Annotated in this window: 20 protein-coding genes, 2 pseudogenes and 1 riboswitch; of the genes and pseudogenes, 13 read left to right on the forward strand and 9 right to left on the reverse strand. The window is 72.1% G+C overall.

What is annotated here, in order from left to right:
- The first annotated feature begins 306 nt into the window (after positions 1–306).
- From J0911_RS16950 to J0911_RS16965, 4 genes and pseudogenes are all read left to right on the forward strand, one after another.
- Entirely contained in the window at positions 307–1,107 is an 801-nt protein-coding gene (locus J0911_RS16950; RefSeq protein WP_207276625.1) for an SDR family oxidoreductase, read from the forward strand.
- Positions 1,108–1,291: 184 nt separating this feature from the next.
- Positions 1,292–1,720 (forward strand): zinc-binding dehydrogenase, encoded by a 429-nt coding sequence (locus J0911_RS20565; RefSeq protein ID WP_504739187.1) that lies wholly within the window; start codon positions 1,292–1,294, stop codon positions 1,718–1,720.
- Positions 1,717–3,279 carry a sigma-70 family RNA polymerase sigma factor gene (locus tag J0911_RS16960; protein ID WP_207276627.1) on the forward strand — a complete coding sequence of 521 codons (1,563 nt, stop codon included), beginning with the start codon at positions 1,717–1,719 and terminating at the stop codon, positions 3,277–3,279. Before J0911_RS20565 ends, J0911_RS16960 begins: the two co-directional genes overlap by 4 nt.
- Positions 3,280–3,288: 9 nt before the next feature.
- Positions 3,289–3,477: pseudogene (locus J0911_RS16965) on the forward strand (transposase); the annotation flags it as partial.
- Here J0911_RS16965 and J0911_RS16970 read toward each other — a convergent pair.
- On the reverse strand, positions 3,458–3,784 hold the full coding sequence (locus J0911_RS16970; protein ID WP_207276628.1) for an NUDIX hydrolase: 327 nt from the start codon (positions 3,782–3,784) through the stop codon (positions 3,458–3,460). The pseudogene J0911_RS16965 and the gene J0911_RS16970 sit on opposite strands and share 20 nt — an antisense overlap.
- 54 nt (positions 3,785–3,838) lie before the next feature.
- On the reverse strand, positions 3,839–4,501 hold the full coding sequence (locus tag J0911_RS16975) for a hypothetical protein (protein ID WP_207276629.1): 663 nt from the start codon (positions 4,499–4,501) through the stop codon (positions 3,839–3,841).
- Between the two features lie 267 nt (positions 4,502–4,768).
- On the opposite strand from J0911_RS16975, the gene J0911_RS16980 reads away from it, so the two are divergent.
- Entirely contained in the window at positions 4,769–5,779 is a 1,011-nt protein-coding gene (locus J0911_RS16980) for an SGNH/GDSL hydrolase family protein (RefSeq protein WP_207276630.1), read from the forward strand.
- On the opposite strand, the pseudogene J0911_RS16985 reads toward J0911_RS16980, so the two are convergent.
- A pseudogene (locus tag J0911_RS16985) lies at positions 5,780–6,162 on the reverse strand (LuxR C-terminal-related transcriptional regulator); the annotation flags it as partial. It lies immediately after the preceding gene.
- A 234-nt stretch (positions 6,163–6,396) separates the two neighbouring features.
- On the opposite strand from J0911_RS16985, the gene J0911_RS16990 reads away from it, so the two are divergent.
- The 4 genes from J0911_RS16990 to J0911_RS17005 all read left to right on the forward strand — a co-directional run bounded on the left by J0911_RS16990 (position 6,397) and on the right by J0911_RS17005 (position 9,682).
- Positions 6,397–7,149, forward strand: a complete 753-nt coding sequence (locus J0911_RS16990; RefSeq protein WP_207276631.1) for an SDR family NAD(P)-dependent oxidoreductase — start codon at positions 6,397–6,399, stop codon at positions 7,147–7,149.
- Between the two features lie 70 nt (positions 7,150–7,219).
- A complete protein-coding gene (locus tag J0911_RS16995) occupies positions 7,220–8,176 on the forward strand; it encodes an Acg family FMN-binding oxidoreductase (protein ID WP_207276632.1) in 957 nt (318 codons plus the stop codon).
- A 184-nt stretch (positions 8,177–8,360) separates the two neighbouring features.
- Entirely contained in the window at positions 8,361–8,957 is a 597-nt protein-coding gene (locus tag J0911_RS17000; protein ID WP_207276633.1) for a hypothetical protein, read from the forward strand.
- Positions 8,958–9,022: 65 nt separating this feature from the next.
- Positions 9,023–9,682, forward strand: a complete 660-nt coding sequence (locus J0911_RS17005; RefSeq protein WP_207276634.1) for a response regulator transcription factor — start codon at positions 9,023–9,025, stop codon at positions 9,680–9,682.
- A 25-nt stretch (positions 9,683–9,707) separates the two neighbouring features.
- On the opposite strand, the gene J0911_RS17010 is transcribed toward J0911_RS17005, so the two are convergent.
- A complete protein-coding gene (locus tag J0911_RS17010; protein WP_207276635.1) occupies positions 9,708–11,378 on the reverse strand; it encodes a sensor histidine kinase in 1,671 nt (556 codons plus the stop codon).
- Between the two features lie 134 nt (positions 11,379–11,512).
- Between J0911_RS17010 and J0911_RS17015 the strand changes: the two genes are divergently transcribed.
- Positions 11,513–12,394: a universal stress protein gene (locus J0911_RS17015; protein ID WP_207276636.1), complete on the forward strand. Its 882-nt coding sequence runs from the start codon at positions 11,513–11,515 to the stop codon at positions 12,392–12,394.
- A gap of 18 nt (positions 12,395–12,412) precedes the next feature.
- On the opposite strand, the gene J0911_RS21205 is transcribed toward J0911_RS17015, so the two are convergent.
- Complete coding sequence (locus J0911_RS21205) at positions 12,413–13,135, reverse strand: GAF and ANTAR domain-containing protein (RefSeq protein WP_207276637.1); 723 nt, start codon at positions 13,133–13,135, stop codon at positions 12,413–12,415.
- A 214-nt stretch (positions 13,136–13,349) separates the two neighbouring features.
- On the opposite strand from J0911_RS21205, the gene J0911_RS17025 reads away from it, so the two are divergent.
- On the forward strand, positions 13,350–14,009 hold the full coding sequence (locus tag J0911_RS17025) for a UdgX family uracil-DNA binding protein (RefSeq protein ID WP_307865136.1): 660 nt from the start codon (positions 13,350–13,352) through the stop codon (positions 14,007–14,009).
- Positions 14,010–14,093: 84 nt separating this feature from the next.
- Here J0911_RS17025 and J0911_RS17030 read toward each other — a convergent pair whose 3' ends face one another.
- Together J0911_RS17030 and J0911_RS21210 are read right to left on the reverse strand one after the other, a co-directional pair.
- A complete protein-coding gene (locus J0911_RS17030) occupies positions 14,094–14,933 on the reverse strand; it encodes a DUF1206 domain-containing protein (protein WP_207276638.1) in 840 nt (279 codons plus the stop codon).
- Positions 14,934–15,064: 131 nt separating this feature from the next.
- Complete coding sequence (locus tag J0911_RS21210; RefSeq protein WP_307865137.1) at positions 15,065–17,968, reverse strand: glycosyl hydrolase; 2,904 nt, start codon at positions 17,966–17,968, stop codon at positions 15,065–15,067.
- A gap of 329 nt (positions 17,969–18,297) precedes the next feature.
- Between J0911_RS21210 and J0911_RS17040 the strand changes: the two genes are divergently transcribed.
- Positions 18,298–19,185: a hypothetical protein gene (locus tag J0911_RS17040; protein ID WP_207276640.1), complete on the forward strand. Its 888-nt coding sequence runs from the start codon at positions 18,298–18,300 to the stop codon at positions 19,183–19,185.
- 55 nt (positions 19,186–19,240) lie between these two features.
- Here the strand turns inward: J0911_RS17040 and J0911_RS17045 are convergent, their stop codons facing one another.
- Positions 19,241–19,555, reverse strand: coding sequence for a DMT family transporter (locus J0911_RS17045; RefSeq protein WP_207276641.1), 315 nt, complete (start codon positions 19,553–19,555; stop codon positions 19,241–19,243).
- An 11-nt stretch (positions 19,556–19,566) separates the two neighbouring features.
- Positions 19,567–19,631: riboswitch (guanidine-III (ykkC-III) riboswitch) on the reverse strand.
- Between the two features lie 135 nt (positions 19,632–19,766).
- Between J0911_RS17045 and J0911_RS17050 the strand changes: the two genes are divergently transcribed.
- Positions 19,767–21,758, forward strand: coding sequence for a thioredoxin domain-containing protein (locus J0911_RS17050; protein ID WP_207276642.1), 1,992 nt, complete (start codon positions 19,767–19,769; stop codon positions 21,756–21,758).
- Between the two features lie 30 nt (positions 21,759–21,788).
- Here J0911_RS17050 and J0911_RS17055 read toward each other — a convergent pair whose 3' ends face one another.
- A complete protein-coding gene (locus tag J0911_RS17055; RefSeq protein ID WP_207276643.1) occupies positions 21,789–22,382 on the reverse strand; it encodes a TetR/AcrR family transcriptional regulator in 594 nt (197 codons plus the stop codon).
- Positions 22,383–22,479: the final 97 nt, after the last annotated feature.

The following is a 22,479-nucleotide window of genomic DNA, read 5'->3' on the forward strand; positions in this document are numbered from 1 at the left end:
CGTCCCGGGCGCCTCGTGCCCGGCAGCGGGCTTCGGAATGCGTGTCCAATTCGTGTCACCTCTCGGTGTCACGAACGGGTTCCTGCAGGTCAGAGGCCGAACATCCGGAAAGCAAGTACTTCTCGGTGTGACTTCCGGGGTCCGGCGTATGTCCTGGCTGACGACATTCTGGCTGTTCAGCGCCGCGGGCGGGGCTGCCCGGGTGCCGTATCCAGACGTCGCTGGACGGACCGCGCTGAGGCTTGAGTGGTCGCCCTGCCCGCCGGCAAAGGTGCGAGCGGTTCCCGTCGTCCTCAGTCTTGGTCCATGACCAACACATCGCGCCCCGCAGCCGTCGTGACCGGGTCCGAGTCCGGTATCGGGCGAGCCACCGTCGTCGCGCTCGCCCGGGAAGGCTTTGACGTCGGCCTGTGCTGGTATGCCGATGAGTCGAAGGCGGAGGCAACGGCCCGCGAGGCCTCCGCGCACGGCGTCCGCACCGAGCTCCGCCGACTGGACGTGACGGACGTTCCGGCGGTCCCGACCGTCATGGACGACCTCGCCGACACGTTCGGCCGCCTCGACGTCCTGGCCAACGTCGCCGGAACCGGCTCCTCGACCCTGCTCCTGGAGCTCGACTACCCGCAGTGGCGCTCCGTCATCGCGACCGACCTCGACGGACCGTTCCTCCTCATGCAGGCCGCCGCACGGCACATGATCGCCGGCGGACGCGGGGGGCGGATCGTCAACGTGACGAGCGTCCACGAGCACCAGCCGCGCGTCGGCGCGGGCCCTTACTGCGCGGCCAAGGCGGGGTTGGGGTTGCTCACCCAGGTCGCGGCGCTCGAACTCGGCGAGCACGGCATCACGGTGAACACCGTGGCCCCTGGCGAGATCACGACCGCGATAACCGGTCAGGAGGACGAGAGCCCCGTGGGCAAGGTCCGCCCTGGGATCCCGCTTGGCAGGCCGGGCGACGCGCGCGAGATCGCGGCGATCATCGCGTTCCTGTGCAGCCCAAAGGCGGCGTACGTAACCGGAGCGTCGTGGGTCGCAGACGGCGGCATGCTGCGCATGGGTCCCATGGCCGGGTCGCACCTGAAGAGCGATGACTGGCGCAGGCCCTGAGTCGGCACTATGTGGTGCAGCATCGTTTCCGGGGTCCGGCGTATGTCCTGGCTGACGACATTCTGGCTGTTCAGCGCCGCAGGCGGGGTTGCCCGGGTGCCGTATCCAGACGTCGCTGGACGGACCTCCGCGTACCAATTCGCGGGATGGGCTGGTCGAACGGGTCCGAGCGCTGACGCCCACCGTGGACACTGTGCTCGACGCGGCAGGACGAGGCGCGCCGCCGGATAGCATCGAGCTGCGTGGTGGCACCGAGCGCGGGCTGACGATCGCGGACCTGGCGGCCGACGAGTTGGGGGTCCAGTTCACCGACTGCGGTAGGCCCTCGAAGGTCGAACTCGCAGAGCTGCTCGACCTCGTCTCCCGCGGCGAGGTGTCGGTCCCGGTCGCGAAGGTGCTGCCGTTCACGGAGGCAGCCCGCGCGCAGGCTCTGGTCGACAGCGGGCACACGGGCGGGAAGGCATGCTGGCGCCCTGACGGGTGGCTGCGTCGGCGGAAGACCGGCAGGCACTCCTGGGCACGACCCGTGAAGTTTTCGTTATCGCGGACCACGACGCCGGTCTCCATGGTGTCGGACCGGAAGGGCGACGACCGAGAAGGAGGACCGGCGTGAGCACGAGCAGGGAAGTCGGCAGTGCCGTGGTCGAGGCGGCGCGGCGGGGCGACCAACGGGCACAGGACGAGTTGGTGGCCGCATATCTGCCGCTGGTGTACAACATCGTGGGACGGGCACTGAACCGGCATGCCGACGCCGAGGACGTGGTGCAGGACACGATGGTCCGTGCGCTCCACGGTCTCGGCTCACTGCGTCGTGCGGACAGTTTCCGGTCCTGGCTCGTGGCCATCACGATGAACCAGATCAACAGCTACTGGAGCAACCGCCGTGTTCTACCGACCACTTCCGGACTGCAGGACGCGTACGACGTGGCAGACCCGGGAGCGGACTTCGTCGACCTGACGATCGTCCGGCTCGGGCTCCAAGGTCAGAGACGCGAGGTCGCGGAGGCCAGCCGCTGGCTGGACGACGGCGACCGCAGGCTGCTTTCGCTGTGGTGGATGGAGGCCTCCGGAGAACTCGGGCGCGCCGAGGTCGCCTCCGCGCTCGAGCTGACGCCGCAGCACACCGCGGTGCGCGTGCGGAGGATGAAGGACCAGCTCGAGAAGGCCCGCATCGTGGTGCGGGCGCTGTCCGCGGTGCCCCGCTGCGTCCTCCTCGACGACGCGCTCGCGGCCTGGGACGGCACTCCGTCGGCGCTGTGGCGCAAGCGGATCTCGCGGCATGCTCGCACCTGCGCCACCTGCGCGGGGTTCGCAACGGGACTCGTGCCGGCGGAGGGTCTGCTTGCCGGCCTCGGCCTGGTGCCGGTGGCCGGATGGCTTGCCGAGTTGGCGGGGTTCGAGAGCGGTGGGGTGCCCGTCGAGACCCTGCGAAACGAGTCCGGGGCAATGGGCGACGCGTCTGCCACTACCGGGGCGGTGCCGGGCAGTCGGCGCGCCCCGCGCCATCGCCGAATGCGTCAGCAGCGCCGCACCGCTGTCGCCGCTGCCCTTCTGATCACAGGCGGCACCGTCGCCGGGATCGCCGCGCTGTGGCCGGACGCCCCGGACACGGTTCGGGCGGCCTCTGTCACGGAATCCCCGTCCCCCTCCGCACCTGCCGCCCCCCGCTCCCCCACCCCTTCACCGACCAAGTCCGACTCGCCGTCCCCCAGTCCGTCGTCGAAGAAGCCAACCCCGGAGTTGTTCGTCGTCGAACCGCATCCAGCTCCGTCCACACAGCAGCCCACGGAGCCGCAGCCCGACCCCGCGAACGCTCTGGCCGAGAAGACCCTGGAGATCACCAACGCCGAACGGGCCGAGGCCGGCTGCGGGCCCCTGGCCCTGGACGACCGCCTCTCGCGCGCCTCTCAGCTGCACAGCCAGGACATGTCCTCCAATGGCTACTTCGATCACACCAGCCAGGACGGCCGCCGGTTCTGGGACCGGGCCGCCGAGCAGGGCGCCACCGCCTCGGCCGAGAACATCGCCCGCGGCCAGAACTCCGCCGAGAGCGTGATGCAGGCATGGATGGACTCCGAAGGTCACCGCAACAACATCCTCAACTGCTCCCACACCATCATGGGCATCGGTGTGGTCGAGGAGGACTGGACCTGGACCCAGATGTTCGGCTAGTCCCCGGGCCGGGCAGGGACGTTCGACCCGACGATCGCGCGCAAGCGGCAGCGACACCTGACCGGGGTGGATGAGATCGTGCTGTCACTGACCGCGCGCAGGCTGACGACCGGGGAGATCGCGGCCCACTTCGCCGACGTGTACGGAGCCGAGGTCTCCAAGGACACCGTCTCGCGGATCACCGACAAGGTCGTGAAGTTCGGGCCGCGAAGCCCGCCTCGGCCAGCAGCGCGTCCCGGTTCGCCAGCACGAACTCCTTGAGCGCCACCGGCTTGAGATCGATGGCGCCGAGCGAGTCGTCGGTCAGCGGCACATAGTCCACGTCGTAGCCGCCACGCTCGGGCTTGCTGAACTCCGACCCGTACCGCTCCGTCAGGTTCAACGACGTCAACCGCGCGACAAAGAAGTACCGGATCGCCACACCCGCATCCGTGAGGTCCGACGAGACGAACACCTGCTGGTACCCGTCGGCCGTCGCACCGAGTTCCTCGGCCAGCGTCCGCAACGCGAACTCGGAGTATGCCGAACCCCGGGTCAGACGCCGCTTCCGAATCAGGCCCTAGTCACCGGGCATGGGGATCTTGGCGATCGCCCTGGCTGTGCCTGCCATCGTCGCCAGCGCGACGACGCAGCTCATCAGGGCCGCCACCTGGGAACCGTCGGGCGGCACGATCCCGACGAGCATCACGGCAACGACTCCCAAGGTGACCAACAGCAAGCCGGCCGAACCGAGAATGAGGAGAACGTTCACCACACCAAGGCAGATGCCTACCACCAACCATAGGATTTCCGACAGCAGAGTCGGATTCTCCACGTGCCAGAAGACGAGCGCCGCAACGAGAACCACCACTGCCGGGACCATGAGCCATCCGGTGATCGGCTCGACGGCGTCGAACAGCGCGAGCCCCATGCTGGGGACCGGCTCGATGAAGACGAGCTGGATGCTCTCAGCGGCCACGAACGCAGCGGCCAGGTAGACGACGCTCCTGGCAGTCTGGGTCACAGTCCTGCGCACGATGGCCGACAAGTTCTGGCGCACCACCTGGCGGACGGAGATCGCCGCCCGGCCAGCTCCCTTGACGAAGGCTCGCACCGCAGAGAGCCAACCGAGCACTGCGGTGCCCACGATGACCAGGCCGACAACAATTTCGGGCGTACCGAGCCACTGAAGCAGCCCGACAAGGACGTCGTCGGTCGTCGGGACGGTCGGAATCCCGGTCATCACCAGCGCCCTCCCATGACACGCTCGCCCTACCTGCACAGATGCTCTCCAGACGCCCGTACCGCGTCAAGGAACCGGCAGGGTGAAGCTGACCGGACGAGAGGAAGCCGCCAGCCTCGCCCTGACCGGGCTGTCGCGACACCCCTGCCTCCTTGACCCAGCACGAACTATTCATTTGCCGAATATTGTAGTTACAGGGGTTATGTCTTATACAGGGAACGATCGAGTCACACCGGAGTGACTCGACGGACCCTCGGAAGCTGCCCCATGAAGCAACGTCTGTTGCGCGTCGTCGCCGCCGTGGCGGCGACGAGCCTTGCCACGGTCGCGCTGGTGACGGCGCCGGCCACGCCGTCGTACGCCGCCGGTGAGTCCTACGTCGCCCTTGGCGACTCCTACTCCTCGGGCACCGGCACCAGGAGCTACATCGACGACGGCACCCAGTGCCTGCGCTCGACCTACGCCTACGCCAGCCTGACGGCGGCGGCCAAGAACTACAGCCTCAACTTCCGGGCCTGCTCGGGAGCGGTCGTGGCCGACGTGACGAACAGCCAGCTCGGCGCGCTGAACTCGAGCACGAGGTACGTCACCGTCTCGGTCGGCGGCAACGACGCCGGATTCGCCGACGTGCTCACCGAGTGCGCCCTGCCGGCGTGGGCCAGCGACTGCGCGGGCGCGGTGGCCGCAGCCCGGACGTTCATCTCCACCACCCTCCCGGGCCGGCTCAGCGCGCTCTACGCCTCCATCAGGACGAGGGCGCCGGGCGCCAAGGTGGTCGTCGTGGGCTACCCGAAGCTCTTCATGGGCGAGGACTGCAACCTGTTGACCTTCTTCAGCCCGGCGGACCAGACCGCTCTCAACAACGCCGTCGTGCTCATCAACTCGGTCACCTCGACGGCCGCCTCCGCCAAGGGGTTCGCCTTCGTCAACCCGGTCAGCCGATTCACCGGCCACGCCGTCTGCGACTCGACCGAGTGGATCAACGGCCTCTCCAACCCCACCCGGGAGTCCTACCACCCCAATCGCCTCGGCCATGCGAACGGCTACACGCCGCTGGTCGGCGGCGTGCTGACGGGCACGAGCGTCACGGCGACCAGCGCGGTACTCGCCGAGGCCGAGGGGCGAGCCGCACAGCAGGCGAAGCTTCAGCGGAAGTACGCCGCCGCCGACCGCACCATCACGCCGAAGCTCTTCCAGCCCCCGACCAAGGCCGGGCTGCGGGAGCTGGCGAAGGAAAGAGGCATCGACTTCGACGCCTGGTGGGCAGAAGTGCGCTGATCAGAGCCACCCGTTGTCACGGGCGATGCGGACGGCCTCGGCGCGGGTGCGTGCGCCGGTCTTGCCGATCGGCGAGGACAGGTGGTTGCGCACCGTGCCCTGCGACAGGTACGCCTCGGCGGCGATCGTAGCCACGGTCCCGCCGTCGGCCGCGAGCGCCAGGACGTGTGCCTCGCGGTCGGTCAGGGGGCTGGCGCCGACGGTGAGGGAGGTGACTGCGAGGTCGGGGTCGACGACGCGTAGGCCGCAGTGGACGCGGCGGACGGCGTCGGCGAGTTGTCCGGCGGGAGTCCCTTGAGGATGAAGCCGGCGGCTCCGGCGTCGAGAGCGCGGCGTAGGTAGCCGGGGCGGCCGAATGTGGTGAGGATCAGTGCCCGGCAGCCGGCCGGTGCGATGAGGCCATGGGATCCAGCCTGGTCGCCGGAAGCGGGCAGGGCGCGGGCCGCTTGTCAGCGAGGCGGGATGACATCCGTCATGGGCCGTCCGGCCCTGCCCGCGTCATGGGCCGTCCGGCCCTGCCCGGCGGGACGTTGGCCCCTGCCTCGTGCGTGCCGTGCGACGAAGACTGGAGCTGCCGGCCGCGTCCGCGGTCGAGCGGTCCGAGGGAGTGATCGATCATGAACCGCCTGCACGACAGAACTGCTCTGGTCACCGGTGGCGCGAGCGGCATCGGCCGCGCGATCGCACTGCGCTTCGCCGCGGAGGGCGCTGCGGTGCTGGTCACCGACATCCAGGAGGCAGAGGGCCAGAAGGTCGCGGACGAGATCGCCGAGAAGGGCGGCCGAGCGATCTTCATGCGTCACGACGTGACCGACGAGAGCGCATGGACCGCGGCGGTCGAGCGGGCGGTGTCGGAGTTCGGCGGACTGGACGTGCTCGTGAACAACGCCGGCATCGGTGACCTCGGCACCATCGAGGACACCACCCTGGACCAGTACGAGCGCACGGTCTCGGTGGACCAGACCGGCGTGTTCCTCGGCACGAGGGCCGCCGCGGAGCACCTCAAGGCGTCGGGCCACGGCTCGGTGATCAACATCAGCTCGATCTTCGGCACCAGCGGAGGGATGGGCACGTCACCGGCGTACCACGCCGCCAAGGGAGCCGTGCGTACTCTCACCAAGAACGTGGCGCTCGCCTGGGCGCGCGCCGGGGTGCGGGTCAACTCGATCCACCCGGGGTTCATCGACACGCCCATCCTCGACGCCGCACGCGGCACCGAGTTCGAGACCGCCATGGTCGACCTGACCCCGATGGGTCGCCTGGGCCGGCCGGAGGAGGTGGCGGCCGCCGCCGCATACCTGGCCGGCGACGACGCCTCCTTCGTCACCGGCGCCGAGCTCTACGTCGACGGCGGGTACCTGGCCCGCTGAGTTCCCACGTGCCCCGGCACGCAACCCGGGCCTACCCGGACCCGGACGGTCACACGAAGGGAGAAACGCCATGGACGTCATCGACTCGCGGGTGGAGCGGATCCTGGAGGCAGCGGCGCGCGCCCCGAGCGTCGACAACACCCAGCCATGGCACGTGGACGTCACGGGCAGCACCGTGACCCTGCGTGCGGACGCGGCACGACAGCTGCGGCACTACGACCCGCACGGCCGGGAGATGCTGATCAGCTGCGGAGCATTCCTGTTCACCGTCCGCACGGCCGCCCGACGCGATGCGCTGAGCGCCGTCGTCACGGTCCTGCCGGACCCGGACGACCAGCTCCTCGTGGCCGAGATACAGCTGGAGCCGGGTCCGGTGCCCGACACGGACGAACTCGAACTGTCCGTGGCGATCGCGCGGCGCGCGACGTCACGGGTGCCGTTCGACGACCAGCCCCTGTCCACGGACCTGCTGGAAGCCATCCGGCAGGCCGCGCGGGACGAGGGCGCGCAGCTGCGGCTGATCCAGCCCTCGGAGCCCGTACGCCAGGACGTGATCGGGCTGATGCGCAGGGCAGAGGCGATCGCCGGCGAGGACCCCGCGGCCCGCGCCGAAGAGGCGGCATGGACCGCCACCGATCCCGGCCGTGAAGACGGCATCCCGCGGGAGCTTCTCGGTCCCGGCGCCGACGACGAGGCCCCGGTGCGCCGGTTCCATGCCGGCACCGGCCATGCACGTTTCGAGCGACACACGACGTTGGCCGTCCTCTCGACCCCGGGTGACTCCCCCCGCGACTGGGTGGCGGCGGGCGAGGCGCTGCAGCACTCGCTGCTGGTGGCCACCACCTACTTCGTCCATGCCTCGTTCGCGACCACCGTCCTGGAGAACCCCACGACGCGCCATGACCTGCGCCGGGTCCTGTCGCTCGACGGGGTACCCCAGATGCTCATGCGGCTGGGGTACAGCCCGGCCCCGAGACACACGCCGCGCCGCCCGGTGGGGCGCACGAGCGAGCGGAGCGCACCGTGAACGTCCGCTCGATCCCCGTCAGGGCGCCGGAGCCGGCGCCGGCAGCCGCCGGGCCCTTGTCCCGTCCCGGCACGGGACCAAGGTCCTACCGGCAGGTGTCAGGCGGCCCTGCACCCGGCCATACCGTTCGCGGGACCGTTGTCCCAGACAGCCGGAAGGGTTCCGGCGCACTGAGGAGGACATCATGAGCTCCGTCAGCCACCACTCCGCACCGTTCGCGCACGGGACGGTCGCACACGGACGTGCCGACACCGGCGCCACGGCCACCACGGCCGTCACCGGCACGGCCGTCACGAGCACGGCGGTCGCGCGGTACAGCTTCGCGGGCGTCCGGCTGCTCCTCGCCGTCGAGTTCCTCTGGGCGTTCGGCGACAAGCTCTTCGGCTGGAACCTGGCGACTCCCGCCGACCGCGCCTGGATCAACGGCGGCTCCCCGACCGAGGGCTACCTCAGCGGCGTCGAGGGCCCGTTCGCCGGCTTCTTCGGCGCCCTGGCCGGCAACGCCGTCGTCGACTGGCTGTTCATGCTGGGCCTGCTCGGCATCGGGACGGCCCTCGCGCTGGGCATCGGGATGCGGATCGCGGCCGGCGCCGGTGCGCTGCTCATGCTCCTGATGTGGATGGCGTCGCTGCCGCTGGCGAACAACCCGTTCGTGGACTACCACCTGGTGGACGCGGTCCTGCTGGTCGGGCTGGCCGCCCTGCTGGCCGGTGACACGATCGGCCTGGGCAGGCAGTGGGCCCGGCTGCCGCTGGTCGAGCGGTTCCCGGTCCTTCGATGACCGCTCACCCCGTGGTGCCCGTCCCGGTGGTGACCGGGACGGGCACCACGGCTACGGTAGGGCGCATGGCCGTGGACGTACGCGTGTTCCTGGTGGATGACCACGAGGTGGTCCGCCGGGGCGTCGCCGACCTGCTGGAGTCCGAGCCGGGAGTGCGCGTCGTCGGTGAGGCGGGCACCGCCCGCGAGGCGCTGGCCCGGATCCCCGCCCTCGCCCCTGACGTCGCGGTACTGGACGTGCGGCTGCCCGACGGCGACGGCGTCACGGTCTGCCGGGAACTGCGCTCGCGCATGCCGGATCTGGCCTGCCTGATGCTCACCTCCTTCTCCGACGACGAGGCCCTCTACGACGCCATCCTCGCCGGAGCCGCGGGCTACGTGCTCAAGCAGGTCCGCGGCACCGACCTCGTCCAGGCGGTGCTGACCGTCGCGTCGGGCGGCTCGATGCTCGACCCCCGGGCAGCAGCCCGCGTCATGGAACGGATCCGCGCGGAGGCCCACCACGAGCCCGATCCGCTCGCCGGGCTGACCGACCAGGAGCGGCGCATCCTCGGCCTCATCGGACACGGGCTGACCAACCGGCAGATCGGCGCCGAGCTGTTCCTCGCCGAGAAGACGGTCAAGAACTACGTCTCCAGCATCTTCGCCAAGCTCGGCCTCGAACGACGGGCCCAGGCCGCCGTCCTCGCAGCCCGCCTGGAGCAAGAAGGACACCGGCGCTCCTGAGAAGCCAGGTGCCGGCCGAGCGTCCTCAGGCCGGCGGCGGGCCGTCCGCGGGCAGCGACACCCGCCACACCAGGCGCGTCCCGACCCGGTCGGCGCCCGGGGACACGGGCTCGACGACGAACGTCCCGCCGAGCTCCTCCGCGCGCCGCGCCAGGTTGCGCAGCCCGCTGCGCGACACCCCCGGCGGCAGGCCCGTGCCGTCGTCGGTCACGGTGAGCACCAGGTCCCCCGCCGCGGCCAGCCGCACCTCCGCCCGCGACGCCGACGCGTGCCGGGCGACGTTCGACAACGCCTCCCGCACGACGGCGACGACGTGGTGCGCGACCTCCGGTGGCACCAGGGTGTCCACCGCGCCCTCGAAGCGCAGGCGCGCCCCGAAGCCGAGCGGCGCCGCAGCGGCATCGACCTCCGTGATCACCCGGGAGCGCAAACCGATCCGACGGGCGTGGGCACCACCGGGCCGTTCGCCCGGCTGCAGCCGGTAGATCGTGGTGCGGACGAGGGCGATCGTCTCGTCGACCTCCTCGACCGCGGTGGCGAGCCGTTCGGCCACCTCCGGTGGCGCCGTGCGCGCCACGCGCTGCAGCGAGAGCCCGGTCGCGTAGAGCCGCTGGATCGCCAGGTCATGGAGGTCCCGTGCGATGCGTTCGCGATCACGCAGCAGGACGAGCCGTTCGGCGTCGGCACGGCCTTCCGCCAGTTCCAGGGCGACGGCCGCCTGCGCCGCGAAGGCACCGAGCGCCTCGACCACGACGGAGGAGAACGGCGGCCGGCCCCGGGCACGGGCCGCCGCCAGGACACCACGCACCTTCCCTTGCTCACCGAGCGGCCACACCGCCAGCGGTCCGAGCTCGACCGGCAGATCCAGCGCGAACTCCGCGCGCTCGTCCTTCGTGGCGTCGTCGGTGACCATCGGCACCCCGGTGCGGAACGTCAGCGCGGCGAACGTGCCGTCGGCAGACAGGACCGAGCCCGCCCGGTCCTCCGCCCCGAGCCCGGACGCGGTCTGCAGCACCAGGCGGCCGGTGTCCGGGTCCGGCACGGTGACGGCGGTCAGGTCCGCGTCGGCCACCTCCCGGGCCTGGCTGCCGATGAGCCGCAGGACGTCGTCGGGCGAGGACCCGGCCAGCACCTGGCGCGAGATCCGGTCGTTCGCGCGTGCCCAGCGTTCGCGAAGCTGCGCGACGTCGTACAGACGGGCGTTCTCCATGGCCACGCTCGCTGCCGATGCGAGCGCCTCCAGGACCCGCTCGTCCTCGGCCGTGAAATCGCCCCCGCCGCGCTTGTCCGTGAGGTAGAGGTTGCCGAACGGCGCACCGTGCACCCGCAACGGCATCCCGACGAAGGTGTGCATCGGCGGGTGGTGCGCGGGGAACCCGACCGAGACAGGATGGGCGGACAGGTCGTGCAGACGCAGCGGCACAGGATGGCGGATCAGCTCGCCCAGGACGCCGTGTCCCGTGGGATAGGGGCCGATCGCGGCGATCTGCTCGTCGGACAGGCCGACGGTCAGGAACCGGGCGATCCGGCCGTCGTCACCCAGCACTCCGAGAGCTCCGTACCGCGCGTCGACGAGTTCGATGGCGGTCTCGACGATGTGGTGCAGGACGGTCTCCAGGTCGAGCCCACGACTGACCGTGACGACCGCTTCCAACAGCAGGTCGGTGCGGTCACGTGGGGTGTCTCTCCGGTCCATCGGCGCCTCCCGGGGCCACGGTAGCGCGTGGTGACGGGCGCGGAGGACCTTGGTCCCGCTTCCTCGGGCCCCCGGTCTCTGCCCGGCCTGCCCGGCCGGCTGGTGTGCTGAGGGCAGGACGAAGGAGGACGCTCATGAGCATCGCCTGGTACGACGGCATCGTCGTGGGGGTGGACGGTTCGGCCGAGAGCCTGGCCGCCCTGGACTGGGCCGCGCACGCCGCCGAGCTGCACGAGGCGCGCCTGACGGTCGTGGCGACCTACGGTGTGCCGATCGGGCGTGACCCCGGAGTCGGCGGTCTGATCGGCGAGATGCGTGACCAGGCCGGGAGGGCGGCCGAGGCCGCCCGCGCCTGGCTCGTGGAGCACCGCCCGGAGGACGAGGACGTGGAGGTGCTTGTGACGTCCGGTGACGCCGCCCGGGAGCTGAGCCGGCGGTCCAGGACCTGCGGCCTGGTCGTGGTGGGCCGCAGGGGCCTCGGAAAGCTCGACCGTATGGTGCTCGGTTCGACCTCCTCGACGCTGGCGGCGATCGCTCCCGGGGCCGTCGCGGTCGTCCCGGCGGGCGCCACCACCGCGGACCCCAGGCGGATCCGGGTGGGGGTAGGCCGCGAGGACGAGCCCGACGTGCTCGGCGCCGCGTTCGCCGAGGCCGACGTGCGCGGCTGCGCTCTGGAAGTGCTGCATGTGACGAGCGCCGACACGTACTCCGCGGTTCCTCCCGAGCTGGACCCCGTCGCCGCGTCGTGGCGGGAAGCCGCCACGGCCGACCTGGCCGACCGGGTGGCCCGCTGGTCGGAGAAGTATCCCCGGGTCACCTGCACGATCGTGATCCGCCGCGGGAACCCGGCCCCGGCCCTGCTGTCCGGGCTCACCCCCGAGGACCTGCTGGTCGTCGGCGGGCGCCGGCACCAGGCCGTCATGGGGCGCATGCTGCGCAGCGTGCCCGATGCCGTCCTGCGCGCCGCGCCCTGCACCGTGCTGGTGGGACACGCGCATCGCCGCCCGAGCGCCTGAGGCGGCCGCGGCGGTGGTCTACCACTCCGCCGTGTCCCTCTCCGCCATGCCGCCCGTCTCGTCCCTCCCGTCGAACACGAGTGAGCGCAGGACGGTCTCGGCGACCTCGCGCACCCCGACGTTGCGGCGGCGGGAAGCCGAATCGAGGATGTGCCGTGCCGCCTCCTCGCTGCACTGGTTGGCGCGCATGATCGCACCGATCGCACGTTCGGTGACCGTCGCGTCGGACATCGTGCTGTACAGCCCGGCCGCGGCGTCCTCGAGCGCGGCCACCTCCAGGCGCAGGCGGATCGCCGAAGCGACCAGCTGGGCGTAGGAGTCGGCCGCGGCCAGCAGCCGCGGCGTCCACGGGTCCGCCGAGCGGGCGTACAGGTTGAGAGCCGTCGAGACGCCGGGCTCGACGAACGCGGGCACGCCGACCGCCGACACGAAGCCCTCCTGCAGCGCCTGTTCCTTCCACTCCGTCCACCGGGTCTCGACCGCGATGTTCGGCACGATCTGCACCTTGAACTCGTCCATCGCGTCGATGCAGGGCCCCACTCCGGTCATCGCCTCGACCTGGTCACAGCGGCCGGACGCGCGGGTGTTGCTGCCTGCGCGAATCGCGAGACCGTGCTCACGCATCGTGATACTGACCTCAAGGTTCGATCCGAGAACCGTCGAAGCCCGGACGGCGAACTCATGGGGATAGTTCGAGAAGGGCACGGCGACCATCCAGTTCCGGCCGGTCGGACCGGCCACGCGGGCGCCTGTGCGTGGACACGACGGGCCCGGTCAGCGGGAGTGACGGCCCCAGAGGGCCGCCGGAGGGGAACTACACCATAGGCGCGAACGGAACGGGCCGCGACACCACCGGGTGCTCGGCCGTCCGTACGCCGCAGTTACCCGGGCGGGCTCACCACGGTGGTGGCGAGTGTGCGGTCCGTCCGCGATGCTGGCCGTGGGAGGTGGACCCGTGGCACGCACGACGCCCGACCGTCCGGGGGCCCAGGAGTGGGTGCCCGAGCAGGCCGGCACGGACGCGCTCGGAGAGGCGGCGCACCGGTGCCGTGGCTGCGAGCTGTGGGGACCGGCCACCCAGGTGGTCTTCTCCTCCGGGCCCGACGACGCCGACGTCGTGCTCGTGGGTGAGCAGCCGGGCGACCGCGAGGACCGTGAGGGGGAACCGTTCGTCGGCCCGGCCGGGCGCGTGCTGGCCGACGCGCTCGAGGCAGCGGGGATCGGCAGGGAGCGCGTCTACGTGACCAACGCGGTCAAGCACTTCCGTTTCACGGAGCGGGGCAAGCGACGGCTGCACAAGACGCCTGACGTCGCGCACGTCCGTGCGTGCCTGCCGTGGCTCGAGGCCGAGGTCGCGGCCGTGCGGCCACGTGTCGTCGTCGCGATGGGCGCGACGGCGGCACGGGCGGTCCTGGGCCGGTCCGTCCGGATCGGCGAGGTGCGCGGCCGGGTGCTCGACCCGCCTGGCGACGCGGGCGCCGCGCACGAGGCCGGGGCCGTCGTCGTGACGACGCATCCGTCCGCCCTGCTGCGGCTGCGTGACCGCTCGGGATGGGACGAGGCGTTCGACTCGCTCGTCAGCGATCTGCGCACCGCCGCACAGGCGGTGGTCTGACGTGAGGGGCGGTGGCCGCAGCCGCGGGTATCCCCCTGGTTGCGCGAGGTGTCGCGGACGTGGGTCCGGCGGAGCCGCTGAAGGCTAGAGGCGGGCGAACCGCGCCCTGGCGAAGCTGTACAGCCCGTACGCCCCGATCCCGAGCCCGACGACGATGAGCAGCAGCGAGCCGAACGGCTGGTCACGCACCGTGTGAAGGGCTTCGTCGAGCCCGCCGGCCCGGTCCGCGTCCGCCGTCACCGCGGCGGCCACGACGAGACCGCCGACGACGCCGAGCGCGATCCCCTTGGCGACGTATCCCGCCTGCCCGAGGCGCACCACCACCGGCCGGACCGCTCTACCGCCCGCTCCGACCAGGTCGCGCAGGAACTTCTTCCGTAGTCCTTTGACGACGTGGTACGCGCCCACGCCGGCGATCGCGAGACCCGCTGCCCCCACCAGCCAGGGCCCGGAGGGCATGCCCAGGACCATGGCAGTCGTGCTCTCCTCGCTGGTGCCGCCGCCTCCGTCGCCCCGCGCGTACCGGGCGCTGCTGGCGGCCAGGACCCCGTAGAGGGCCGCCTTGCCCACGCTCTTGGCCCAGGCTCCGGCCCGCCGCTCGGCGTTCGCCACGCCGACGAGGGCCGCCGCGAGCTGCCAGAGCGCGAGCGCCGCGAAGCCCACAGCGACCGCCCAGAGGAGGACCCGACCGCCGGGCACCTGGGCGAGCGTGCGCAGCGCGCCGGAATGGTCCGCCTGTCCCGAGGACTCGCCCAGTGCGAGCCGGACGGCCAGCCAAGCCACCAGCACATGCAGCACACCGGAGGCCACGTAGCCACTGCGCGCCAGGATCTGCACGGGACGGCTGTTCCGGGCTCTCCGGGTGGCGTCGGCGGCGGAATCCGCGGCCGAGCCCGCCGCTGAGTTCAAAGATTTCTCGGACATATGGCACACCTCCGTCCCGCCGCGGGGTCGCGGCGCGAGCTACATGGTGCCATTCCCTTTGCCGTCTCCCGGTCACGCCGGAGGCCTCCCCCTGCACGGGGGAGGCCACGGGCGTCGTGCGTGCCGGTCCGCTACGCGCTTCCGACCGTCAACGACTCGAACGGCACCTCCACCACCGAGTCCTCGAGGTCGACGAGCGTGGTCCCGCTACCGATCACGTTCCAGACCTCCACCTTGATCGTGCCGTCGGTGAGGTCGCCGAGGGCTCCTTCGGAGTTCTCCGTCGTGCGGTTCGCCGAGGTGTAGCGCTCGAAGCCGGGAACCGGGTCGGTGGCGAAGTACGCGTAGGACTCCACGCGGTCGAACGAGCCGTCGCCCTCCAGGTCGTAGGAGACGCGCAGCCGGGTGCCGTTGCCGACGCTCTGGCCGGCGTCGAGGCCGACGTCGAACGCCGTGGCGTCGCCGCCGAACTCGCCCGTGACGTGCTCCAGCGTGGCGGTGAGCCCCGTGGCCGGATCCCCCACCGCGTCCGGACCGGACGCCGCGCCGAGGACCGCCGTCGCCTCCGTGCCGGCCTCGGGAGCCAGGGTGCCGTCCCCCGTCAGGTAGAACGTCGCCGGGACGGGCTCGGGCGGGTCGGTGGGGTCGGGCGACGGGGTGGGCTCCGGTGACGGGGTCGGGTCGGGCGACGGGGTCGGGTCCGGCGACGGCTCTCCGGTACCGCCCCCACCACCGCCGCTCCAGTCGTGCGCACCCGAGGTGACGGTCCGGCCCGCCGGCACCGCGAGCGACGTCCCGTCCGAGAACTCGACCGTCAGGGGTGACTGCGTGATGTTCGAGGCCACGTAGGTGCGGGCCCCGTCCTTGGTGAACACGGCGGCGACGGGGGAGTCGGCCGTCACCGTCGGGTCCGGCGTTCCCAGGTCGGCGAGGTTGGCGACCCAGTGATAGGTGTGCGCACGGCTCTCCCCCTCCTCGACCGGGTACCCGGGGTCGCCGTCGAGTGCGGCGAGCGCTCGCTCGCCGTCCCCGAGCGCGAGGTACGACCACAGGATGTCCTGCCAGACCGTCGGTTCGCCGTTGTTGACGGCGACCAGCTCGTCGTAGTTGGCGACGACGTCGTCGGGGCGAAGGCCGAGGTAGAGGTGGCCACCGGTGATCGGCAGCGTGTTGATGCCCTGGATCATCTCGGCCTCGCCGCTGAACCAGGTCGCGTACGCCCCGCCGCTGCCCCAGATCATGCCGACGGTGGAATGGCCGAAGCCCTCGGGCATGGCGCCTGCCTGGTCGAACCAGTAGTGCTGGATCGCCGCCGTCTGCGTGGCGTAGAGGTAGATCCCGGCGTCCCGGGCGGCGTCGTCACCGGTGGCGACGCCCCATTGGATCAGGCCGTTGGCGAAGTTCTGGCCTTCCGAGCTCGACTCCTGGTTGTTGCCGTTGACGAAGGCCCCGTGGCCCGCCGCCCAGTCGTGGCCCGCGTAGATGTCGAAGTCCCGCAGGTACGGGTAGCGCCGGTCGCTGCGGTCGTAGTTGTTGGCGTCGGCGATCAGCTCGTCGACCATGCCCCCGAACTGCTCGTCGGTCGCCCACTGGGGGTCGAACCGTGCGAGCGTGGCGGCCGCGACGATGAAGTACCCGTAGTGGAAGTGGTGGTCGTTGAGCTCCTTGTCCGACCCGTAGGCGGCGGGGAACCCGACCAACGTGCCCCAGTTCTCGTTGTACGCGAACAGATGCTCCGTCTCGCCGGGGCTCGCCGTGAACCAGTCGGTGAGGGTGGTCTCGATCTGTTCGAGTGCCGTGTCACGGACGCTCGTACGGCCGAGCTGGTCGGCGATCTCCGCGATACGGACCGCGCGGCCGAGCGCCTTGCCGGTCCAGTAGGTGTCGTCGGCGTCGATGCTCATCGGGTCGGCCGCCTCCGCGTCGAGCAGGGCGTCGAGTCGTGCGTGCGCGTCGCCCTCCGACGTCGCGACCGCCGGGACCTCCGGCAGGACCCCGGTGAACGGCGTGTCGGTCGTGAACGACGTCGCTCCGACCAGGGCCGTCATGGTGCCTCGCGCCGACTCGTACTCGCGGTCGGATGCCGCGCCGCCGCCGGGCCCGTCGCCGGTGACCTCGTCGAGGTACGCCTCCTGGTGCGGGTAGAGGGACACGATCGTGCCCGCGTTGCCACCCTCGTGCGCCTCGGTCTCGAGGGAGTAGGTCGTGCGCACGATGCTCGTCGCCTCGTCGTACACGTAGTCGGCCCGGGTCCCGGTCACCTCCACGTAGGCGTACGGGGTGAACGCGTCCGCCTGGGCGGTCCGTGCCGCGTCGCCGTCCGCGGGCGTCGTGGGCAGCGCGGCGACCGAGAGGTAGCCCTTGCCCGTCAGGCCGCTGCGCAGCTCGCTGCCCGAGACCGTCCAGGACGAGCCGCTCGGCGCGAACGCGACGTAGTCGGCGCCGCCCGTGCTGAACCCGATGCGTGCGCCGTCGTGGAGCCAGACGCGCAGGTCCGAGCCACCGCTGAGGACCGCGTCCCCGCCCGCCATCTCGAACCACGTCACCGGGAGTCCGTGCCCGATCGTGGCCGTCATGGAGCGTGTTCCGTCGTTCCAGGACGGGGTCACCGTCCAGTCGCTCCAGTCCGCGACCTCGGCGACGGAGGCGTTCAGGCCGTCGACCCCGACGACGAGGTCCTGGCTGTACGGGTAGTGGAACTCCCCGATCCCGCCGGGCGTGCCGTAGAGGGTGGGCTCCTGGGTGTAGGACAGGCCGAGGCCTTCCGGCGACGGCTTGTACGACACGGGGTGGGCGTGCAGCGGCTCGCTCATGGAGCAGTCGAACTTCTTGAAGCTGAGGGACGACCACCAGTCGTTCGTCGGCACGGCTCCGTCGGGCGCCGAGTCCGTGATGAACGCGCGGGCGTCGGTCGCGAGCGGGGCGCAGCCCTCGGGTGCCGGGCCGACCTGCTCGGTCGTGTAGCTGCCCGCTCCGACGGGCGTCGGGTCGGCCGCGAGCGCCGGGGCCGTGCTGGTCGTTGAGAGCGCGATCACGGCCGTGGTGAGGGCCGCGACACGCGAGCGGCGTCCGCGGCCAGGGGGCGGCGACCCGCGCCGGTCGCTGCCGCGCGGACGCGCCGCTCCCGAGCGTTTCGCCGTGGAATCGTTGCTGTCAAAGGGATGGAACATCGTTGTCCTCTCTGGGCCGCCCCGCCGTCGGGGTGCTCGGCTCCTGTCGTTCCCGCGTCGTCGAGGGTGATCAAGGACCTGCGAGATGGCGGATCGAGCCACTACGAGAGCGACTCGATGGGAGCGCTCTCAAACTCTGGCAGGTCGGCGACCGGTCGTCAACCACACGTTGCCGGGACGAGATACTGCACCCCATGGGACACCCTCACGGCCTGGACCTGGCCACGCGGAAGTTCTGGCGCCTCGTCGGACACCCGGTCGACCTCGCCGGTGCGGAGTCCTGGCTGCGCGCACCGGTGAGCGACTCCCCCACCGTGGCCGACGGGTGGCCGGCCGCCGAGGCCGCTCACCACGGCGGCACGGCGGACGACGGCGATCCCGACGCCGGCCTCCTGGCCGCGGTCGCCGCGCTGGACGGACCCGGGTTCGACGCGTCCGTGCTGCGTCCCGAGATCCGCGACTTCTACGAACACACCTCCGCCTGGCGGATGGACGTGTGGACCGGGTGGTCCCCGCCGTTCTGGCCCGCCGGGGAACTGATCGCCCGCCTGTTCGGCCGGCGCGTGGAGCAGCTCGCCCTGCCCATGCGCCCGCTCGACGTCGCACACGGGATGGACAGCCGCATCACGGTGATCCGCGACCGCTCGGGCGCTCAGGTGTCCGCCGCCTGGCTGCGCACCCTCCGGTCCACGGGCCGGTACGTGTTCAGCGGCTGCTACACCACCCGGCTCCTGCCCGGCGCGGACCGGCCCAGCATCCACGTCGCGTTCCCGCTGGAGTCCGGGAACGTGCAGGTCTTCCTCCGCCCGCGGGCCCGCGGCGACGGCTCCCTCGTCCTCGAGTCGCCGCCGGGGCGGTTCGGACAGGACGGGGCGTACGTCGTCGTGCGCGACGGCGGGCGCGACCACGCCGCGCGCGTCCCCCTCCACGAGACGTTCCACGTGTACGCCGACGCGGACGGCGTCCTGCGCACCGACCACGAACTACGGCTCGGGCGCGCCTGGGTGGTGCGGCTGCACTACCGGCTCGAGCGCCTGAGGCGACCGGCCGCGGCCGCCGAGGAGCACGGCGCCGGGCGTTGACGGCGAGGCGCCGGCGGACGGCCGCGCGGACCCGGCGCAGCGCCGGGCGGCACGCTCACTCGGTGAGCTTGAGACCGATCACGCAGCCGATGAGGCCGGCGATGAGCAGGACCCGCACGACGGAGACCGGCTCCGCGCCCGTCAGCATGGCCCAGCCCACGGTGGTCGCGGCCCCGATGCCGACCCAGACGGCATAGGCGGTGCCGACGGGCAGGTCACGCATCGCGTAGCCCAGTCCGGCCATGCTCGCCACGACGGCGACGCCGAACACGACGCTCGGGACGAGGCGCGTCAGCCCGTCCGACCGGCCGAGGGCGGTGGCCCACACCGCTTCGAGGAGACCGGAGACCACGAGGACGACCCAGGACATGGTGCACTCCTTCGATGCCGTCTTGTCGCCTGCCGGGTACGGCACCCCTCGTCCGGGGACCCACCGTGGGTCCTGACCACAGGCTCTCACACCGGCTGATGTCGCACGGCCCGCGCCGCACGGTCGAGGGACGCACGCCGGGTGGCGCGCGAGCGGGCCGCACGGCCGGCCGCCGATCGCCGCGGCGGAGCCGGGATGTCAGGGTGGAGGCATGCCGAACCGCCTCGCGACCGCCACGAGCCCCTACCTCCTGCAGCACGCGGACAACCCCGTCGACTGGCGCGAGTGGGGAGACGACGCGTTCGCCGAGGCACGGCGGCGCGACGTGCCGGTCCTGCTGTCCGTCGGGTACGCGGCGTGCCACTGGTGCCACGTCATGGCACACGAGTCGTTCGAGGACGCTCGTGTGGCCGCGGCCGTCAACGGGCGCTTCGTCGCCGTGAAGGTCGACCGCGAGGAACGGCCCGACGTCGACGCCGTCTACATGGCCGCGACCACCGCGCTGACCGGGCAGGGCGGCTGGCCCATGACCTGTTTCCTCACCCCGGACGGCGAACCGTTCCACTGCGGCACCTACTACCCGCGCGAGCAGTTCCTCGCGCTGCTCGACGCGGTCACCGAGGCGTGGACGGAGCGCCGTGACGCCGTCGTGCAGCAGGGCACGGCGATCACCGCCGCGATCGCGCACCGGTCCACCCCGACGCCACCCGACGCGCTCGACGGCGCGGCCCTCGACCATGCCGCGCGGCTCGTGGCCCGCGACGCCGACCCGGCGCACGGCGGGTTCGGCGGCGCTCCCAAGTTCCCGCCGTCGATGACGCTCGAACACCTGCTGCGCCACCATGCCCGCACCGGCGACCCGGAATCGCTGCGCCTCGTCGAGCACACCTGCGAGGCCATGGCCCGCGGCGGCATCTACGACCAGCTGGCGGGCGGCTTCGCACGGTACGCGGTCGACGCCGGCTGGGTGGTGCCGCACTTCGAGAAGATGCTGTACGACAACGCTCAGCTGCTTCGTGTCTACCTGCACCTGCACCGTGCGACCGGCGCGGCGCTCGCCGGGCGCGTCGCCCGTGAGACCGCCGACTTCCTGCTGGCGGACCTGCGCACGCCCGAGGGAGGCTTCGCCTCCGCGCTCGACGCCGACACCGACGGCGTCGAGGGCCTCACGTACGTCTGGACGCCCGGGCAGCTCGTGGACGTCCTCGGGGCGGACGACGGCGAGCGCGCCGCGCGGACGCTGGCCGTCACCGCCGAGGGCACGTTCGAGCACGGCACGTCCACCCTCCGGTTCCCCGAGGACCCCGACCCGCGGTGGTGGGCCGACGTGCGCGCCCGGCTGCGCGCGGCCCGGACCCTACGGCCCCAGCCCGCGCGCGACGACAAGGTCGTCACCGCGTGGAACGGCCTGGCGATCGCCTCCCTCGCCGAGGCGGGCACCCTGCTCCGCTCCCCCGCGTACGTCGAGGCGGCCCGCGAGTGCGCGGAACTCGTCCTGCGTCTCCATCTCGTCGACGGGCGACCGCGCAGGGCGTCGCGCCACGGCGTCGTCGGCTCCGCACCCGGCGTCGCCGCCGACCACGGCGACCTCGCCGAAGGGCTGCTGGCGCTGCACCAGGCGACCGGCGAGACGCGCTGGCTGGAGGCCGCGGGCGATCTCCTCGACGTCGCACTGGCGCGGTTCGGCGACGGCGACGGCGGCTTCTTCGACGTCGCCGACGACGCCGAGCGCCTCGTGAGCCGGCCGAAGGACCCCACCGACGGCCCCGAGCCCGCCGGCCAGTCGTCCCTGGCCGGGGCGCTGTGCACCTATGCCGCACTCACGGGCTCGTCCCGGCACCGGGAGGCCGCCGAGGCGGCGGTGGCCGCGGCGGGCGGCCTGGCTCGGCAGGTTCCACGGTTCGCGGGATGGACGCTCGCGGTCGCCGAGGCGCTGGCGGCCGGCCCGCTGCAGGTCGCCGTCGTCGGGCACGACGACGAGGCGCGCTCCGCGCTCGAGCACGTGGCTCGGGGGGCGACGACACCAGGGCTGGTGGTCGCCGTCGGCGAGCCCGGCGCCCCGGGCACGCCCCTGCTCGCCGACCGGCCGCTCGTCGAGGGGCGGGCCGCCGCGTACGTCTGCCGCGGGTTCGTGTGCGACCGACCGGTCACCACCGCCGAGGACCTCGCCGACGCTCTCGGGCCCGTGACGAGCCGCGGCTGACGACGGCGTTCGCCGACCCCGGGCGGTCGCTCACGACGGGTGCGGGCCGGACCCGTCGTCGCCGTCCGTCATCGTGAGGACGCGATCGACGAGGTCCGTGATGAACGCGGCGTCGGCCGGCCGCGCCTGGAAGGCGATCCGGAACAGGACGGCGCCGTTCAGGAGCGCGAGCGCGGCGTCGACCGCCTCCGCGGGAAGGTGGGCGGCGAGGATGGCCGCCATCGGCCCGGATCCCTCCGCCACCAGCTGCCGGCGCACCTCGTCGACGCCCGGGTCGCTGCCGGCCCGCTCCATGATGCCGCCGAAGATCCGGGCGAGCTGCCCCTCGGTGAGCGCCGCCGCCAGGCCGGTGAGCTCGGCGATCAGGTCGGCGCGCAGGTCCCCGGTGGGTTCCGGGTGCTGGGACGCGGAGCAGATCTGCCCGACCGACGCCTCGATGAGGTCCAGCCGGGTGGGCCAGTGCGCGTAGACGGTCGCCTTCGAGTACCCGGCACGACGGGCCACCTCGGCGTGCGTCACGCCGCTCCACCCCTCGGTGCGGAAGAGGTCCGTCGTCGCGTCGATGACGTCCCGCCGGGTCCGCAGGATCCGTGGGTCGGTCGCTTCCGTCTCTGGCTCCTCCATGTCGATCTAGTCTACGCGCGCCGTGAACTCATCGGATACTTCTGAACACCATGTACAGTACTGGGCGAGCAGGCCACCTGGCTTGCCCCGACCGCCC

This window comes from Myceligenerans salitolerans (assembly GCF_017349295.1).
Lineage (GTDB): Bacteria > Actinomycetota > Actinomycetes > Actinomycetales > Cellulomonadaceae > Myceligenerans > Myceligenerans salitolerans.

Excerpts from the sequence above, each read along its gene's own strand:
- J0911_RS17040 (WP_207276640.1), top strand. The coding sequence starts at position 18,298 with ATGGGACACCCTCACGGCCTGGACCTGGCCACGCGGAAGTTCTGGCGC.
- J0911_RS17010 (WP_207276635.1), bottom strand. The coding sequence starts at position 11,378 with ATGGACCGGAGAGACACCCCACGTGACCGCACCGACCTGCTGTTGGAA.
- J0911_RS17055 (WP_207276643.1), bottom strand. The coding sequence starts at position 22,382 with ATGGAGGAGCCAGAGACGGAAGCGACCGACCCACGGATCCTGCGGACC.
- J0911_RS16980 (WP_207276630.1), top strand. The coding sequence starts at position 4,769 with ATGAAGCAACGTCTGTTGCGCGTCGTCGCCGCCGTGGCGGCGACGAGC.
- J0911_RS17030 (WP_207276638.1), bottom strand. The coding sequence starts at position 14,933 with ATGTCCGAGAAATCTTTGAACTCAGCGGCGGGCTCGGCCGCGGATTCC.
- J0911_RS16950 (WP_207276625.1), top strand. The coding sequence starts at position 307 with ATGACCAACACATCGCGCCCCGCAGCCGTCGTGACCGGGTCCGAGTCC.
- J0911_RS17000 (WP_207276633.1), top strand. The coding sequence starts at position 8,361 with ATGAGCTCCGTCAGCCACCACTCCGCACCGTTCGCGCACGGGACGGTC.
- J0911_RS17005 (WP_207276634.1), top strand. The coding sequence starts at position 9,023 with ATGGCCGTGGACGTACGCGTGTTCCTGGTGGATGACCACGAGGTGGTC.
- J0911_RS17050 (WP_207276642.1), top strand. The coding sequence starts at position 19,767 with ATGCCGAACCGCCTCGCGACCGCCACGAGCCCCTACCTCCTGCAGCAC.
- J0911_RS16995 (WP_207276632.1), top strand. The coding sequence starts at position 7,220 with ATGGACGTCATCGACTCGCGGGTGGAGCGGATCCTGGAGGCAGCGGCG.
- J0911_RS16990 (WP_207276631.1), top strand. The coding sequence starts at position 6,397 with ATGAACCGCCTGCACGACAGAACTGCTCTGGTCACCGGTGGCGCGAGC.
- J0911_RS16975 (WP_207276629.1), bottom strand. The coding sequence starts at position 4,501 with ATGACCGGGATTCCGACCGTCCCGACGACCGACGACGTCCTTGTCGGG.
- J0911_RS17045 (WP_207276641.1), bottom strand. The coding sequence starts at position 19,555 with ATGTCCTGGGTCGTCCTCGTGGTCTCCGGTCTCCTCGAAGCGGTGTGG.
- J0911_RS17015 (WP_207276636.1), top strand. The coding sequence starts at position 11,513 with ATGAGCATCGCCTGGTACGACGGCATCGTCGTGGGGGTGGACGGTTCG.